Source organism: Hydrogenophaga sp., from assembly GCF_011390835.1.
In the GTDB taxonomy this organism is placed as follows: domain Bacteria; phylum Pseudomonadota; class Gammaproteobacteria; order Burkholderiales; family Burkholderiaceae_C; genus Hydrogenophaga.
Genome location: NZ_JAABRQ010000003.1, coordinates 18,136 through 33,835 on the forward strand (window position 1 = coordinate 18,136; position 15,700 = coordinate 33,835).

Annotated in this window: 8 protein-coding genes and 1 tRNA gene; 5 read left to right on the plus strand and 4 right to left on the minus strand. The window is 67.4% G+C overall.

Going from position 1 to position 15,700, the window contains the following annotated elements; all coding sequences use genetic code 11:
• Positions 1–12 precede the first annotated feature (12 nt).
• The 4 genes from GPT34_RS03090 (at position 13) to GPT34_RS03105 (ending at position 7,596) form a co-directional block, all read left to right on the plus strand.
• On the plus strand, positions 13–1,200 hold the full coding sequence (locus GPT34_RS03090; protein WP_291009582.1) for a VWA domain-containing protein: 1,188 nt from the start codon (positions 13–15) through the stop codon (positions 1,198–1,200).
• Between the two features lie 7 nt (positions 1,201–1,207).
• Complete coding sequence (locus GPT34_RS03095) at positions 1,208–3,181, plus strand: BamA/TamA family outer membrane protein (protein WP_291009584.1); 1,974 nt, start codon at positions 1,208–1,210, stop codon at positions 3,179–3,181.
• Positions 3,182–3,189: 8 nt separating this feature from the next.
• On the plus strand, positions 3,190–7,434 hold the full coding sequence (locus GPT34_RS03100) for a translocation/assembly module TamB domain-containing protein (protein WP_291009585.1): 4,245 nt from the start codon (positions 3,190–3,192) through the stop codon (positions 7,432–7,434).
• Between the two features lie 87 nt (positions 7,435–7,521).
• Positions 7,522–7,596: transfer RNA gene (locus GPT34_RS03105), tRNA-Arg, on the plus strand.
• A gap of 320 nt (positions 7,597–7,916) precedes the next feature.
• Here the strand turns inward: GPT34_RS03105 and GPT34_RS03110 are convergent.
• The 4 genes from GPT34_RS03110 to GPT34_RS03125 all read right to left on the minus strand — a co-directional run bounded on the left by GPT34_RS03110 (position 7,917) and on the right by GPT34_RS03125 (position 14,221).
• Positions 7,917–9,344 (minus strand): GTPase/DUF3482 domain-containing protein, encoded by a 1,428-nt coding sequence (locus GPT34_RS03110; protein WP_291009587.1) that lies wholly within the window; start codon positions 9,342–9,344, stop codon positions 7,917–7,919.
• The gene (locus tag GPT34_RS03115) at positions 9,337–10,770 is read right to left on the minus strand and encodes a DUF2868 domain-containing protein (RefSeq protein ID WP_291009589.1); all 1,434 of its coding nucleotides are present in this window, start codon (positions 10,768–10,770) and stop codon (positions 9,337–9,339) included. Before GPT34_RS03115 ends, GPT34_RS03110 begins: the two co-directional genes overlap by 8 nt.
• A gap of 106 nt (positions 10,771–10,876) precedes the next feature.
• Complete coding sequence (locus GPT34_RS03120; protein WP_291009591.1) at positions 10,877–12,562, minus strand: hypothetical protein; 1,686 nt, start codon at positions 12,560–12,562, stop codon at positions 10,877–10,879.
• A gap of 51 nt (positions 12,563–12,613) precedes the next feature.
• On the minus strand, positions 12,614–14,221 hold the full coding sequence (locus tag GPT34_RS03125) for an iron ABC transporter permease (RefSeq protein ID WP_291009893.1): 1,608 nt from the start codon (positions 14,219–14,221) through the stop codon (positions 12,614–12,616).
• A gap of 99 nt (positions 14,222–14,320) precedes the next feature.
• Between GPT34_RS03125 and GPT34_RS03130 the strand changes: the two genes are divergently transcribed.
• Positions 14,321–15,442 carry an ABC transporter ATP-binding protein gene (locus tag GPT34_RS03130; protein ID WP_291009593.1) on the plus strand — a complete coding sequence of 374 codons (1,122 nt, stop codon included), beginning with the start codon at positions 14,321–14,323 and terminating at the stop codon, positions 15,440–15,442.
• The last annotated feature ends 258 nt before the right edge of the window (positions 15,443–15,700 follow it).

The following is a 15,700-nucleotide window of genomic DNA, read 5'->3' on the forward strand; positions in this document are numbered from 1 at the left end:
AAGGAATCCGACATGCTGATCGATTTTTTCTATACCCTGCGCTCGGCCAAGTTGCCGGTTTCGGTCAAGGAATACCTGATGCTGCTGGAGGCCTTGCAGGCCGATGTGGTGGGGCCACGCAACCCCGATGCCTGCAGCATGGACGACTTCTACTTCCTCAGCCGCACCGCGCTGGTGAAAGATGAAAAGCACTTCGACAAGTTCGACCGCGCGTTCGCCGCCTACTTCAAGGGCGTGGAGATGATCGCGGACTTCACCAAGCCCATTCCGGCCGACTGGTTGCGCCAGGAGATCGAACGCATCCTGTCCGAAGAGCAGAAGGCCAACGCGCCCAAGATGGACTGGGACGAGCTGATGGAGACGCTCAAGAAGCGGCTGGAAGAGCAGAAAGAGCGCCACGAAGGCGGCAGCAAGTGGATCGGCACCGGGGGCACCTCGCCCTTTGGAAACAGTGGCCAGAATCCGCAAGGAGTGCGCATCGGTGGCAAGGGCGGCAACAAGAGCGCGGTCAAGGTGTGGGAGCAGCGCGCCTACCGCGACTACGACGATTCGCAAGAGCTCGGCACACGCAACATCAAGGTGGCACTGCGGCGTCTGCGCAAGTTCGCGCGCGAGGGCAATGATCTGGAACTCGACCTGCCAGACACCATCCGAAGCACAGCGGCCAACGCCGGCTGGCTGGACATCAAGATGATCCCGGAGCGGCACAACAACGTGAAGGTGCTGCTGCTGATGGACGTGGGCGGCACGATGGACGAGCACATCCAGCGCGTCGAAGAGCTGTTTTCAGCCGTCAAGAGCGAGTTCAAGCACCTGGAGTTCTACTACTTCCACAACTGCGTCTACGACTTCATGTGGCGCAACAACCGCCGTCGCTACGCCGAAAAGTTTCCGACCTGGGACATCATCCGCAAGTACAACAAGGACTACAAACTGATCTTTGTGGGTGACGCGACCATGAGCCCCTACGAGATCCTGCAGCCCGGCGGCAGCGTGGAGTACAACAACGAAGAGGCTGGCGCGGAATGGATGCAGCGGCTGACCCACGCATTCCCGAAGTTCGCCTGGATCAACCCGGAACCTCAGGGCGTGTGGCAGTATCGACAGAGCATCAGCATCATCCAGCAGCTCGTGAGTCAGCGCATGTTTCCGCTGACCCTCAAAGGTCTGGAAGACGCGATGCGGATGCTCTCGAAATAGCTGTTGCATGAACCTTTTCCTCCTGCGCCGCGTCCTGCGGGCGCGGTGGCACCTGCTGGGGTGCGCGTTTTGTCTGCCGGTGCTGGGTTTCGCCCAAGCGCCGAACACTCCCACGCCTGCGGCTGAACCGACCACCAGCGCAGCAGCGAGTCCGAGTCGCAAGGACAAGCCGAGTGACGAACCGGTCTACCGCTTCGGCATCGAGCTCCAGACCGAATCCAAGGATTTGCGCGAATTCCTTCTGCGGCACATGGAGTTGCAGCGATTTCGCACCCTGCCCGACCTGGACGCCAGCGAACTCGCCCGTCTGGTGGACAAGGCGCCGGACAACATCGGCGACCTGCTGGGCACGCTGGGCCACTTCAATCCCCAGGTCGAGGTGCTGGACCTGGCGCAAGATAGCGCCTTCCCCTTGGGCACGCTGCGCCTGAAGGTCGACCCCGGGCCCTTGACACGGGTGGAGTCGGTGCTGATTGCGTTCCGCGGTGAAATCGCCAGCCGACCCGAGGCGGCCGAGCAGCGCGCCGCCATCCAGAGCGCCTTCTCCATGAAGGCGGGCGACCGGTTCACCCAGGCCGACTGGGCAAGCGCCAAGACCGCTGCCCTGCGCCAACTCACAGCCCGGCGCTACCCGGCCGGACGCATCGACGGCAGCCTGGCCGATGTCGATCCCACCAACCACACGGTACGCCTTGCCTTGGAGCTCGACTCTGGCTTGCCAGTGCAGATCGGGGCGGTTCGGGTGGAAGGCACCGAGCGCTACGAAGGCAGCGACGCCGAAAATCTGGTGCGCCTGGCTGGCCTGTTGCCCGGCAGCGACTACGACCTCGTCAACCTGCAGGAGGCGCAGCGCCGCATTGCCGAAACCGGCTATTACGACTCGGTGTTCGTGTACGTCGATCCTGGCACCGATGCTCAGGTCGCGCCCGTGGTGGTGCAGGTGCGCGAAAGCAAGCTGAAAAAACTTGTCCTGGGCATCGGCGCCAGCACCGACAGCGGTGCACGGCTGTCCATCGAACACATCCACAACCGGGTGCCGGGCATCGGCTGGCGCGCGGCCAACAAGCTGCTGATCGAGCGCGACGACCAGCTGTTCACTACCGACTGGACCCGCCCGGTCGATGAGCGGGGATGGGGCTGGTTCGTGGGCGGCCAGCTGGCGCGCCAGATCGATGGCTTTGACACCACCACCAGCCAGCGCCTACGGGTGGGGCAATCGCAGACCGACCCCCTCCTGGACCGCAGCTTTTACCTGCAGTTCGACCGCGCGTTGTCGAAAAACTCGCAAGACGCCACGCTCGGTTCGGACGGCGCGGAATCGTCCTTGTCGGCGAACTACGCGTGGACTAGGCGGCGTTTTGACAACCTGCTACAGCCCAACGATGGGCACGGCTGGGCGGTGGAGTTGGGTGCGGGCACGACGATCACACCCATCCGCCGCCCCTTTACCCGCACGCGCGTGCGCTGGCTCGGCCTGTGGCCCATCGCCTCGGGCCAGGCCACCACCGACCAGTCCACGGCGGCAGCGCTGGGTGAGGCCAAGCGTGCGCCGGTGAGCAGCAACGCCGGGCGCCTGGCCTTGCGCCTGGAGGGGGGTGCTGTGTTGGCGCAGTCCGATGCGCCGATTCCTGAAACGCAGCTGTTCCTCACCGGCGGTGACAACACCGTGCGCGGCTACGGCCTGCGCTCCATCGGCATACCTCAATCCGATGGCGGCGTGCAGCCCGGTCGCTATCTGGCCGTCGCCAGCCTGGAGTGGCAGCGCCCCCTGGTGCGCAAAGGTGTGCGCACCCCGTTTGAAACGGTGCTGTTCGTAGACGCCGGCGCCGTGGCCGACCAACCTGGGGACCTGCGCATGCAGTGGGGGGTCGGTGCTGGCCTGCGCTACAACAGCCCGGTCGGGCCCTTGCAGTTGGACCTGGCTTACGGTCTGGATCCCAAGCGCCTGCGCCTGCACCTGAACGTGGGCTTCGCGTTCTGAGCCGCCGCATGACACGACCACCGAACGAGGCCGAGGCGCCAGTGCCAGTGGTAGCAGGGCGCCACTCGATTCGCAGCCTGGCGCGGGGCGTGGGGCGTGCATTCAAAGGCCTGGGCTGGTTGGGCGTGTGGCTGCCCGGTACCCTAGTGGCCTTGCTGCTGGCGGCCTTGGTGGTGGTCTGGGTCTGGAGCGGCACACCAGGCTCGCTGGCGCAAGCGCTGGGCTGGGCCCAGGCCTGGACAGAGGATCAGCCTCCCGAGGCTGGGCGTCTGCAGGCCACCAGTGTGCAGGGCAGCCTGCGCGAGGGCGGGCGGATCGAGGGCCTGCAGTGGTCGCAACCGGGCCTGGACGTGCAAGCTCTCGCTGTGCGACTGCGCTGGAGTCCCAGCCTCATCCTGCAGGCCCTGCGCGGCAAGGGTGTGCAGATCGACGAACTGGCCATCGGCGAACTGCGCGTACAAGACAACCGGCAGCCTTCGCCCACAGTGCCGCTGGAATCGCTGGCCTTGCCGGTTCGCCTGAGCGTGCCCTGGTCGCTGGACCGCTTGGTGCTGACCGGCAATGCAGCGCTGGAGCTGAGCCAGCTCAAGGGCCTGTACCGCTACGGCGTGCTGGAACCGGACAGCCCGCCCAGCCAAGGCCTGGTGCCGGGCGCGGATGCCGCACACCAGCTCACGCTGGACTCCCTGCAACTGGCCCAGGGCCGCTACAGCGCGCAACTCGTGCTCGGCGCGCTGGCACCGATGCCACTCAAGCTGAGCCTGCTGGGCGATGTGCAAACCAGTGTGCCCGGCGGGCAGAGCCTCACCTTGAGGGCCACCGCCGATATGATGGGCACGCTGTCTGGCGCCAGCGCCTCGCTGGCCATAGAGGCCCGGGCTCAGCCCGCGAACAGCGCTGGCGCCAGCCCTACGCTGGTGGCCAGTGCCACCGTGCGCCCCTGGGCCAGTGAGCTGACCCAGATGGTGGAGCGGGCCAGCGCCACCACCCGCGAGCTGGACCTGTCCTCGCTCTGGCCGCAGGCACCGCGGACCAAGCTGTCGGGCACGATGAGTGCTGCACCAAAAAACGGCGCCTGGCAGGCCAGTGCCCGCCTTGACAACCGCGACAGCGGCCCCTGGGACCAGCAGCGCCTGCCGGTCCAATCGCTGCGCGCCGAGGTGGAGCAGCGCGAGAGCCGCTGGGTGGTTCCCAGCCTGAGCGCGCGCATCGGCCAGGGCGAAATTCAGGCCCGTGGCGCTTTTCAACCCGCCGCCGGTTCTAAGCCCGCGACCTGGGAAGGCGACGTGACCGTGGTGGGCCTGAGCCCGGCGCTAGTCTGGAGCACGCTGGCACCGCTCGCGCTCGATGCCCAGTTGCGGGCCAGCACCGGCGCGGCGCAACCCGATGCGATCGCACTCGACGCGCGCGTGCTGCCCTCGGACAGGCAGCCTTCGCGAGCAGCCCAGGGTCTGCGCATGCGCGAGGTTCAGGTCACTGGCCAATGGCTGGCCGCGGGCGGCGTGGGCGGCGTGCTCGACCTGACGCAGGCCGTTGTCGACGCCGCTGGCCTGCGCGCCACCGCCCAGGGGCGCTTCGATGTGGCCGCGCGGGCGTTCAAAGGCCAGGCCAGTTTGACCCTGCCCGGTGCCCAGAGCTCCTTCCAGGGATATCTGGGGCATGCGCAAGGCAATGGCGATCTGTCCCTGAACATCACGGATGCCGCCCAGCTACTGGCCTGGGCCCGCAGTCTGCAGACGCTGCCAATGGCCGGCCCGGCCATTGCCGCCTGGCTGAAGGCACAACCGCAGTTGAACACCTTGCAAATCGCCGGCAGCGGGCAGCTGAAAGCGACATGGCAAGGCGGTCTGGCCGAACTGGGTTTTCCGGCGCCGGGCACACCGGCCGCCGCCGCACGCGGCGCGCCATTGCAGCTGCAGGTCACGCTGGATGTGCCGAAGCTAGGTGGCCAGCTGCCGACGCCCCAGACCGGCACCAGCACAGCGAGCGCGGCCAAGCCCACCCCCTGGTCGGTGCAAGGGCTGCGCTTTGACGCCCGAGGCAGCCTAGCCGACCTCGCGCTCAAGCTGCAGGGCGACGCCGCGCTCGCGCCCTGGAACGGGTCGATCAACACCCAGGCCCGCCTGAAGAACGCGCTCGCGGGAATGGGTCTGTCCACCACCACGCCGACAACAGCCACCAGCCAGCTGGACCTTGCCGCGCTGCAGCTCCAGGTGCAGGACGCCTCCAGATCCGATCGCCGCGTCGACTGGCAGATCCGCAGCGAGCAAGCGCTGGCGCTCAGCTGGGTGTCGACACCGGCCGGGCTCCAGCTGCAGGCCAGGCCAGGCCGCCTGCAGGCGCTGCCCACCTTCCAGTCGCTCAAGCCGCCTGGCGCAAGAACCAAGCTGAGCGGCAACAATCCGCCCGCCGGTCCGGCGGCGAAAACGCCACTCACCCTGGCCTGGGACGCCATCCGCTGGCAGGGTGAGGCGATTGAGACGCGCGGCCGCCTCAGTGGCCTGCCGCTGTCGTGGATCGACGCGTTGGCCACCGCCGAGGGTGCCAGCAGCGGCCCCATCACCCAGGCCGGCGTGCGTGGCGACATCGTGTTCGACGGCACCTGGGATGTGCTGTTGCCGGCAGCAGGCGCCAGCGGCGCACCGTTGCGTCTGGACGCGCAGCTGCTGCGCGCCAGCGGCGACCTGTCGGTGCAGACCGAGCCATCGGGCAGCGGCTCGGCCCTGGCTGGCGCCGCCCGCGCGCCCGTGCAAGCCGGCGTGCGCGACGCCCGACTGATCCTCAACGCCCAGGGCCGCACGCTGAACGCCAGCCTGCTCTGGGACAGTGAGCGGCTGGGCCAGGCCACGGCTGGCGTTCGCACCGAATTCAACGCCGGTGCGCAGGCAGCGCCGGGCGAGAGCCTGCTCGATGCCTGGTGGCCTGCCAGCTCGCCCATCGAGGGCTCGCTCAAAGCCACGCTGCCCCAGGTGGGTGTCTGGTCGGCGCTTGCGCCGCCAGGCTGGCGCATGCGAGGCACGCTCAAGGCCGAGGCCACGGTCGGCGGCACCCGTGGCGAACCCAAACTGCGCGGCAGCCTGGAAGCCGAAGAGCTGGCGCTGCGCTCGGTGGTCGACGGCATCGAGTTTTCCAACGGCCGACTGCGCGCGACACTGGACGACGAGCGCATCACCATCGAACGCCTCACGCTGGACGGCCCCTCCGGCAGCGAACCAGGTGGCAGCCTCGAGGCCAGGGGCCAGGCCCAGTGGCGCGCCCCCACACCCGGCGCACCGCGCGAGCCCCTGATCGACCTGGAGGTGCGCACCCAACAGCTGCGCGTCTCGACCCGCCCCGACCGCCGCCTCACGCTCTCGGGCGAAGTCAAGGCGCAGCTGGCTGGGCCGCGCCTGAACGTGCGCGGCAAGCTCACCGCCGATTCCGCGATGTTCATCCTGCCCGACGAGCTGGCGCCCACCCTGGGCGACGATGTGATCGTGCGCGGCGGGCGCAGCCTGCCCCAGGGCACGTCGACCGCGGTGCCGATCGAGCCCGACATCGAAGTCACCATCGACCTGGGCCAGCAATTCGAGGTGCGCGGGCGCGGGCTCAAGACGCGTCTGGCCGGCCTGCTCACGGTGCGCAGCACGCCCAAGCTGCCCACGCCGCGCGTGCTGGGCGAAGTGCGCACGGTCGGCGGCACGTACCGCGCTTATGGCCAGAATCTCAACATCGACACCGGAGTGTTGCGCTTCACCGGCCCCTACGACGACCCCACGCTGGACATCCTCGCCGTGCGTGCGCAGGTTGGCGACAACCAGCGTGTGGGTGTGCAGATCACCGGCAGCGCACAGGGCCCACGTGTGCGCCTCTACGCCGACCCCGATCTGCCCGACAGTGAAAAACTGGCCTATCTGGTCTTGGGCCGCCCCGCCACCGGCGCTGGCGCCGAGGCCGCCGTGTTGCAACAAGCCGCGCTCGCACTGCTGGCCGGCGGCGGTGGCCAGCGAGACGGAGGGATTGCCAGCACCATTGGCCTGGACGAGCTGGGCTTCAGTGGCGAATCCACCAACGCCGACGGTTCCACGACCGCCGCTGCCCTCACACTGGGCAAGCGCATCTCGGACAAGCTCTACCTGAGCTACGAGCGCACGCTGGCCGGCACGCTGGGCACCGTATCCATCTTCTACGATGTGTCCAGGCGCCTCACGCTGCGGGCGCGCGCCGGCGAAGAAAGCGCGATCGACCTGATCTTCACCATCCGCTACGACTGACGCATGGCCCTGGGTCCTCAGGGCATGAGACCCCAGCGCGCCTGCATGTGCGCGAAGACCCCGCCTTTACAATCGCCGTTCCTCCTCGCCGCCATAGTTCAATGGATAGAACGAGCGCCTCCTAAGCGCTAGATACAGGTTCGATTCCTGTTGGTGGTACCAAACTCAAGCCCGGAACGGTTCGCAGCCATCCGGGTTTTTGTTTTTTCACTCTGAAGTGGCTACCTATCGGTGCAACAAGGTGTCATGCGATCCAAGCATTCTGCGAGTGTCATCGGGTTCTCCAATGCACCGGCACCTTTGCGCAGCGCAGCTGCGCGCGTGCAGTACGATTTCATCGTGCGCCACGACCTGCCGCTTGCGTTATCCCATGACAAGAAGCGATGCCGAGTCCTTGGTCAGCTCCAGATCAACCACCGTGGGCAGTTCCGCAGACCCTCTCGACGAATACCCTGAGCTGGCCGTGCGCTCGGCGTGCGGCCCTACTCTGCCTTGGTATCGGCGTCCAGAAAGGCGTTCACCTGATGCGCGAGTTCGATACCCAGCGCTTCGCGTCGTCGGCTGTGGTTGCGGGATTGGCCGGACCGATGCTCCCACTCCGGGTGGGCGCGGGCCTGCTGTAGTGGCTCCAGCAACCGCAGCAGCGCTTTTCGGTAGGCGCTCGATGGGGCCAGTCGCAGCTCGATGGTGTCTTGCGCCGCATGCCCGCGCGCCTGCAACACCTGGCACAGGTGGGTCAGGTGGTCAGCCAGCAGCACGAGCACGCTGTTGTCCAGCGTCAGCTCCTCAATGCCCATGATCTTGTTTCTCAGCATGCGCGGTGCTTGCCCCCAGCCCTGGCTGACGGCGCCGCCGATGGCCGCGCCCAGCGCCGTGGCCGCGCCCAGCGACATACCCGCCAGCGCGATGTCGAGCGCAAAGCCCACGGCCGCGCCTGCCGCCGCGCCGCGGCCCAGCAAGCGCCCGACTGTGGCCAGCGTCTCCGGGTTGAACAGGTCCGAGGCCCAGCGGTCGCTGGTCCAGGGCACGACTTCCAGGCTGGCATCGTCGCGCTCGAAGCCGTGCATCTGCAGCAGGTCGTGCACGCAGCGGCGAACGCTGTCCACCAGCTCAGCGCGAAACGCATTCACCAGGGCTTCTTTCGCCCTCGCATCGGCCAGGATCTCGGGTGAGACCTCGCGACGCATCGAGGCCGCCGAAATCAGCGTGTCGGCCACGCGCTGCGCACAGGCGACGCGGCGCTCGGCGGCCTGGCGATCCAGGTCAAGCAGTACGGTCTGGAGCGTGGCTTTGTGCTGGCGCATGAGCACGCTAAGGTCTTCGTAGAGTTGGCGCTCTGCGCCCACAAAGGGTGCGACCGCGTCGAACAGCACGGCGGCGTGCAGGCCGTAGGCGGCCAGCACCTCGCGCCATTCGGGCTCTCGGCTGTGCTTGCTGCGCACGAAGTTGAGCACCGGCATGATGGGTCGGGCACAGGTGTTAAGCACCTCGATCTCGCTGCGGTACTTGGGCAGCAAAGGCTCGCGGCAGTCGATCACGTAAATAGCCGCATCCGACGCCAGCATCTGGCGCAGCACCTTGGCCTCCTGCTCGAACACGCCGCGCGCCTCCGGTCCTTCGAGCAAGGCGCGCACCCGCTCGGGTGGCGAGAGCGCCTCGGGCATCTGCTTCAAGTGGTACTGAAGCGCGACCGAGTCCTCCAGGCCGGGTGTGTCGAAATAGCGCAGCAACGTCTGGCCGTCGATGTCCAGATCGATGGCTTCCACATGCCGGGTGGTTCCGGGCCGGTCGGAAACCTGGCCAAATCGCACCTGGCGCGTCAGCGTGCGCAGCAGCGAAGTCTTGCCCGCGTTGGTGTGGCCCACCACGGCGATGTCGATTGGGCCACCCGTTTTTTTACGTTCAGCCACGGCGCTGCTCCATCCATTGCTTCGCTTCGGCGTCGGTGGCGCAGAAGCTTACCTCCTGCAGATCTCTTTCCGATAGCCAATCGGCCCAACGTTGCGGCTTGTTGGTGCCGGTCGCAGACTCGTCGCTCAGCGGCAGCAGCGCGCAGTCGACCGCCTCGCTGCAGACCTGGCGCAGAAAACGCTCGGCACCCCGGTCTGGACTGGCTGCAGCGGAGCAAGCGATCAGGGTGCGCGCGCCGGGCGAAGCGGCCAGTGCCGTCAGCAAACCTAGGCGCTCGCTCATGGTACCGGTGATGATGTGCACCTGATCGGCCAGCGAGGCCAGTGCGTCCGGTGGCCAGCGTAGGCCATCGGGCAACTCGAAGCCGATCAGCACCACTGGCGCGGCCTGGCCAGAAACATGCGGACGGAACAGCGGCGCGCTGGCCCGCGGCCCGGCGTGTTCGGCATCTACCACCGAGGCTGACGCCATCGAGGCGAAGCGCGTGGCAAGCTGGCGGAAATAGGGCTCTCGCGTGTCCAGCGACAGGCGGTGGGCGCGCCGCTGCCACACTGCGGCACAGACGACCAGCGCGAGCAGACGCGGCAGCAAGCCATACAGCAAGGCGCTTGCCAGCAGCCACCAGGCGATCGCCTGCGAATCGGCTGAGCTCGGCGCGGCGTGCACCACCGCCTGCGCCGGCACCCCGAAGCCCAGCATGCGCGGCAGCCAGCTGGTGAGACGCAGAAATTCGTCAAAGAACGCCGGGCTCAGGATGGTGGTTTCCCAGGTCAGCTGGTAAGCCTGAAACGAAAACAGCGTCAGCAGCGTGACCAGCGCAAGGGCAAACGCCAGCGCCCACAGCCCATGGCTGATCGCGCCAAACACCCACAGCGACAGCCGCTGCTGACGCAGCACGGCGTTGGCGCCGCGCAGCAAGGTGAGCGAGTGCGGCCCGTGCAGCCAGGGCATGCGGGCCGCCAGCGACAGCATCAACTGGCCCAGTGACCAGGGTGCCGTGCCTTGGCCGGAGAGCGCCGAGGCCAGCGCCCACAACAGCCAGATCAGCAGCGCCAGCACCGGCACACCCAGCATGGCCACAAAAGCCAGCGCGGCGTTCAGCGTCTGCCCGCTGCCCAGCGCGCGGGTGAGCAGGCCACCCGCCAGCAGGTAGGCCAGCAGCACCAGCAGGCTCGCTGCGATCCACAACCCGGTCTTCAAGCGCGCCCAGTCCTCCAGCAGGCCCAGGCGACGCCCGAGCAGTCGGGCGCGCTCGAGGATGCGGTCCTGTTCGGTGTGCTGGCGCGCATGGGCCAGCGTCATCTCGCCGGCGTCGTCGAGCGCGCCCGCCTCCTCCATCAGCCGCAGCGTGTGGGCCAGGGTGGCATCGCGGAACGTGGCGGGCGAAGGTGGCGAGGATGGCTGGCTGATGGTGGCTCTCCGCATCCTGAACAAGGTGCCAGGGCGGTGGGTTGGGGAAGGCGCCTGACTTGCGTCAGGGGCGCAAGGCCTATGCTACCCGGGGGGCCGGCGCCCAATGAAACACCGCGCCTCAGAAGCTCTTCTTTGTTTTGACGAGCAATTGCACACTGCTGATGCCCGGGTCGCGGTTCAGCGGCAGCGCCACGTCGATGTGCACCACGTTGCTGGAGGCCGAACGCACGCTGACGATGCGCAGGCCAAAGCCCACGTCGCTGAGCCAGCCTGGGTTGACCGCGTTGGCACTGGTGCCACCCCAGGCCCGGCCCACGTCGAAAAATGCCGCACCGCCAATGCGGAACAGACGCCAGAGGTAGACGTCGGTGTAAAAACGCTGCTCGACCGTGAAGAGCATGCGCCGCGCGCCACTCTGGTAGCGCAGCGGGTAGCCGCGCAGGCCGTTGTCGCCCCCGAGCACCAGGCTGTCGATCGGACCTGCCTGCGTGATCCAGTCACCCGCGGCCGCAGCGTAAAACAGGCGCCGCTCGCTCTGGGGCAGGTAGTACTGGGCCGCTGCGCTGAGGTAATGGCCGCCCGAGCCCGAGAGCTCCCCGCTCAGCGCGGCGCGGGCGATCAGCGAGTGGTCGGGCAACGGCTCGAAGCCCTTGCTGACCGAGGCCGAATAGAACGCTACGTTGCGGCTGGAACCCAGCGCCTTGGACGCCCAGTTGATCTGCACCGATGCGTTAATCCCCACGGCAAAAAACTCGGGTTGACCCACCAGATTGCGGTTGACCTCGCGGTCGAAGCGGTCCTCGATCAAGTCGTAGCGGTAGTAGGGCCCCACCTGCTTGTCGTCACCGGGCAGAGAAGCAGGCGCGACCAGTCCGGGCTCGGCTGCATAGCGCACCTGATTCGAACTCAGCCCCAGGGTATGCCGCCGCACCCAGCCATCCACCAGACCGGCCGACCTACCACCGAAGATCCGGGCCTGCGACTGCTTGACTCGGTACTGGCTGGCAACCACCCCGCTGCTGTAGACCGCATCGATGCGTTCGTCGCTGGAGACCGCGACCCCGGCAGTCCAACGGCTGTCCAGCGCGTAAAACGGTCGCACGACCGATACTGCACTGGCCTTGCCGTCGCTGCTGCTGGCGTGTCTCAGGGCCACCGCCGCCCAGGTGCCCAATGCCCGGTCGTTCGCGTACTCGACGCTGCTGCTGGAGCGGTCGATGTCGTTGGTGCGCTTGAGGCTGAGCCGTGTGCCGGTGCCGAACAGGTTTTCGTCGCTGAACTCCACATTGCTGAAGTTGGCGCCACCGCTGCGCCCTACCCCGGCGCCGACGTTGAGCGACCAGGTGTCGCGCGTCACCACCTCGATGTCGACCAGTCCGTCGCGTACGGCTACCGGCCGCAGGCTGACTTCATACAGATAACCGTTGCTGCGCAGCAGACGCTCGGTTTCCTCGATCGCGCGCACCGACACCGGGTCACCCGACTGGAACAGGATGGCGCGCCGGATCACGCCTTCCCGTGTCTGGATGTGCAGCCGGTTGGCCAAGCGGAACAGCGCATAGTCTTCGGCCGGGTCGCTGGTGTCGAAGATGTCCTTCGGCATGACCCGGATCGTGCCGATCCGGGCACCAGCGGCCTCCAGCTCGGCAAAGCTGGGTAGCGCGCTGTCTGCCTGCTGCGCCGTTACCGGCCCTGCCAGCATCAGTGCACACAGGGCGACCCACCGGGTGACCTGGCGGCGCCAGGCTCGGGTCAGCGATGGCCTCCACGGTTCATTCAACAACAGGCGGCGATTGGGCGACATGTCGCCATGGTAGGCCAGCCGTGCGCGCCAGCCTGGATCAGCCTGCAAACTTCAGCGGCTGCGCAAGGTCCGGCTCAGCAGGATCACCGGCAACAGGCCCACCGCCACCAAGGCCAGCGCCGGCAGCGCCGCTTCGCCCAGCCGCTCGTCGCGGGCGAGCTGGTAGGTGACCACGGCCAGGGTGTCGCTGTTGAAGGGGCGCAACACCAGGGTGGCTGGCAACTCCTTCATCACGTCCACAAACACCAGCAGCGCCGCAGCCAGCGTGGCGCGCTTGAGCAGCGGTGCGTGCACGCGCAGCGCCAGACCCGGACCGGTGGTGCCGAGCATGCGAGCCGAATCGTCCAGACTGGTCGGCATGCGGGCGTAACCCGCCTGCACCGACTGCAGCGCAACTGCCGTGAACCGCACCAGGTAGGCCCAGACGATGCCAAGCGCGGTGGCGGTGATCACGTAGCCCACCGTCGAGTCGGGCCAGGCGGTCTGCACCCAGCCCACCGGCAGCAGCAGACCGACCACGATCACCGCCCCCGGCACCGCATAACCCAGACTGGTGAGCTGGACCGCGATGCGCGTGGGCCAGCCGGGCCGGGTGCGCAAGGCAAAGGCCAGCGCCAGCGCCAGCGAGGTGGCCAGCACCGCACTCAGGCCCGCCAGCCAGATGCTGTTGCGAGACCACTGCACAAACGCGCCCCAGGGCAATTCGTCCCAGCCTCCGATCAGCGGGCGCAACATGAAGAGCACCGGCAACACAAAACCGAACAGCACCGGCAGCGCGCAGACCAGCAGCGCCAGCGCCGCCGGCCTGCCCGCCAGGCGCACCGGTGTTGCCTCAGCACTGCTGCCGCGACCGGCGCGCAGGGTGGCAAAGCGCATGCGGCGTTGTGCACGATGCTCCAGCCACATCAGCAACGCCACCGTGGCCAGCAGCATGGTGGCGAGCTGGGCCGCGGCCAGGCGGTTGTCCATCGCCAGCCAGGCCTTGTAGATGCCGGCGGTGAAAGTCTGGATGCCGAAGTAGCTCGCCACGCCATAGTCGGCCAGAGTTTCCATCAGCGCCAGCGCCACGCCGGCGGCCACGGCCGGGCGTGCCAGCGGCAGCGCCACCTCGCGGATACGGCGCGTCAGGGGCGCACCCAGCAGGCGCGCAGCCTCCATCAGCTGGGCTGCGCGCTCGGCCAGCGCGGTGCGCGCCAGCAGGTAGACATAAGGGTAGAGCGAAAAAGTGAACACCCAGACCGCGCCTGGCGTGTTGCGGATCTCCGGGAACACGCGCCCCTCCCAACCGAAGCTCTCGCGCAGGCCCACCTGCAGCGGCCCGCTGAACTGCAGGAAATCGGTGTAGGCATAGGCCACCACATAGGCCGGCATGGCCAACGGCAGCAACAGCGCCCATTCGAAGATGCGCCGCCCCGGAAAGTCGAACAGGGTGACCGCACTGGCCGTGCCCATGCCCACCACCGCCACGCCCAGCGCCACGCTGACACACAGCAGCAACGACGTCAGGGCGTACTCGGGCAACACCGTCTGCGCCATCTGGCTCAGCACGTCGCGGCCCGCCGCGTCGAATTCCAGCCAGGACAGTCCGAGCGCCACCACCGGCAGGGTCAGCACGACCGCCAGCAGCAGCAGGGCAACGGGGGCCAACCAGCGCAGCATGGACATCCAATCGGGAGAAGGCGGTGAAGGGGCGGGTGGCCGCAGGGACTTGACGCGCGTCAATACAAATGAGAATTGTAGTTATCTACAATTCAATTCATGTTTCTCAACGTCTCACAGCTCAGCGTGCGCTACCCCGGACAGGCCGCGCCAGCGGTGGACGGCGTGTCGCTGGGTCTGCGCGCAGGCGACATCGGCGTGCTGATCGGGCCGTCGGGCTGCGGCAAGACCACCTTGCTGCGCGCGGTGGCCGGGCTAGAGCGAGCCAGCAGCGGCAGCATCCATCTGGGGGGTGAGCTCGTCAGCGATAACCAGCACCACACACCGGCTGAACGGCGCCGCATCGGCATGGTGTTTCAGGATTACGCCCTGTTCCCCCACCTCGACGTGGGCCGTAACGTGGCCTTCGGCATCGACCGCCTGCCGCGCGGCGAGCGCGAGCAACGCGTGGCCGAGGTGCTGGCCCTGGTCGGGCTAGATGGCCTGCAGGCGCGTTTTCCGCACGAGCTCTCGGGAGGTCAACAGCAGCGAGTGGCGTTGGCGCGTGCACTCGCGCCTCGCCCGCGCCTGCTGCTGCTAGACGAACCTTTTTCCAACCTTGATGTGGACCTGCGCGAACGCCTGGCGCACGAGGTGCGCGCCATCCTCAAAGCGGCCGGCGCCACCGCCCTTTTCGTCACCCACGACCAACTCGAAGCCTTTGCCATTGGCGACCTGATTGGCGTCATGCACGAAGGCCACCTGCACCAGTGGGACGAGGCCTATGCGCTCTACCACCGGCCGGCCACCCGCTTTGTGGCCGAGTTCATCGGCCACGGCGTGTTCGCACCGGCGCAGATTCGGCAAGATGGTGAAGAGGTGTCGGTGCAGACGCCGCTGGGTGCTCTGCATGACATGGACGAGTGCCCCTTGCCTAGCGCCTACGAGGCAGGTCTGTGCGACGTGCTGCTGCGCGCCGACGACATCGTGCACGACGACCACGCACCAGTGAAGGCGCAGATCATCCGCAAGGCCTTTCGCGGTTCGGAGTTCCTCTACACACTGCGACTGGCCAGCGGCGAGGTGCTCATGACCCATGTACCTTCGCACCACAACCACGCGGTGGGCGAGTGGATCGGCATCCGCGCCGAGGTCGACCATGTGGTGACCTTTGCGCGTGGCGGCGGCGCGAGTTCGGCGCCGGTGCCGGGAGCCAGCAGGCCCATTCCCAAGGTCGCCTGAAGCAGCAGATCCCGCGCGCTCAGGCTCTCAGCCTTTCAACACCACCCAGGCCTGCATGCCGCCACCGGACCGCACGCTTAAGCCTGCGACGGTGACCGCAGTACCACTGCCAGATCCCTGCTCGCTTCCCTATGGGAAGGGCTACGAGCAACGCCAGCATTTCCAATCGCCTGCCGCCACGTCGGTTCAGGCACCCAATACCAGCGAGTCGCCCACCGTGAACGCTGGCAGCACGGGCAATGCAGTCAACGCTTCCAG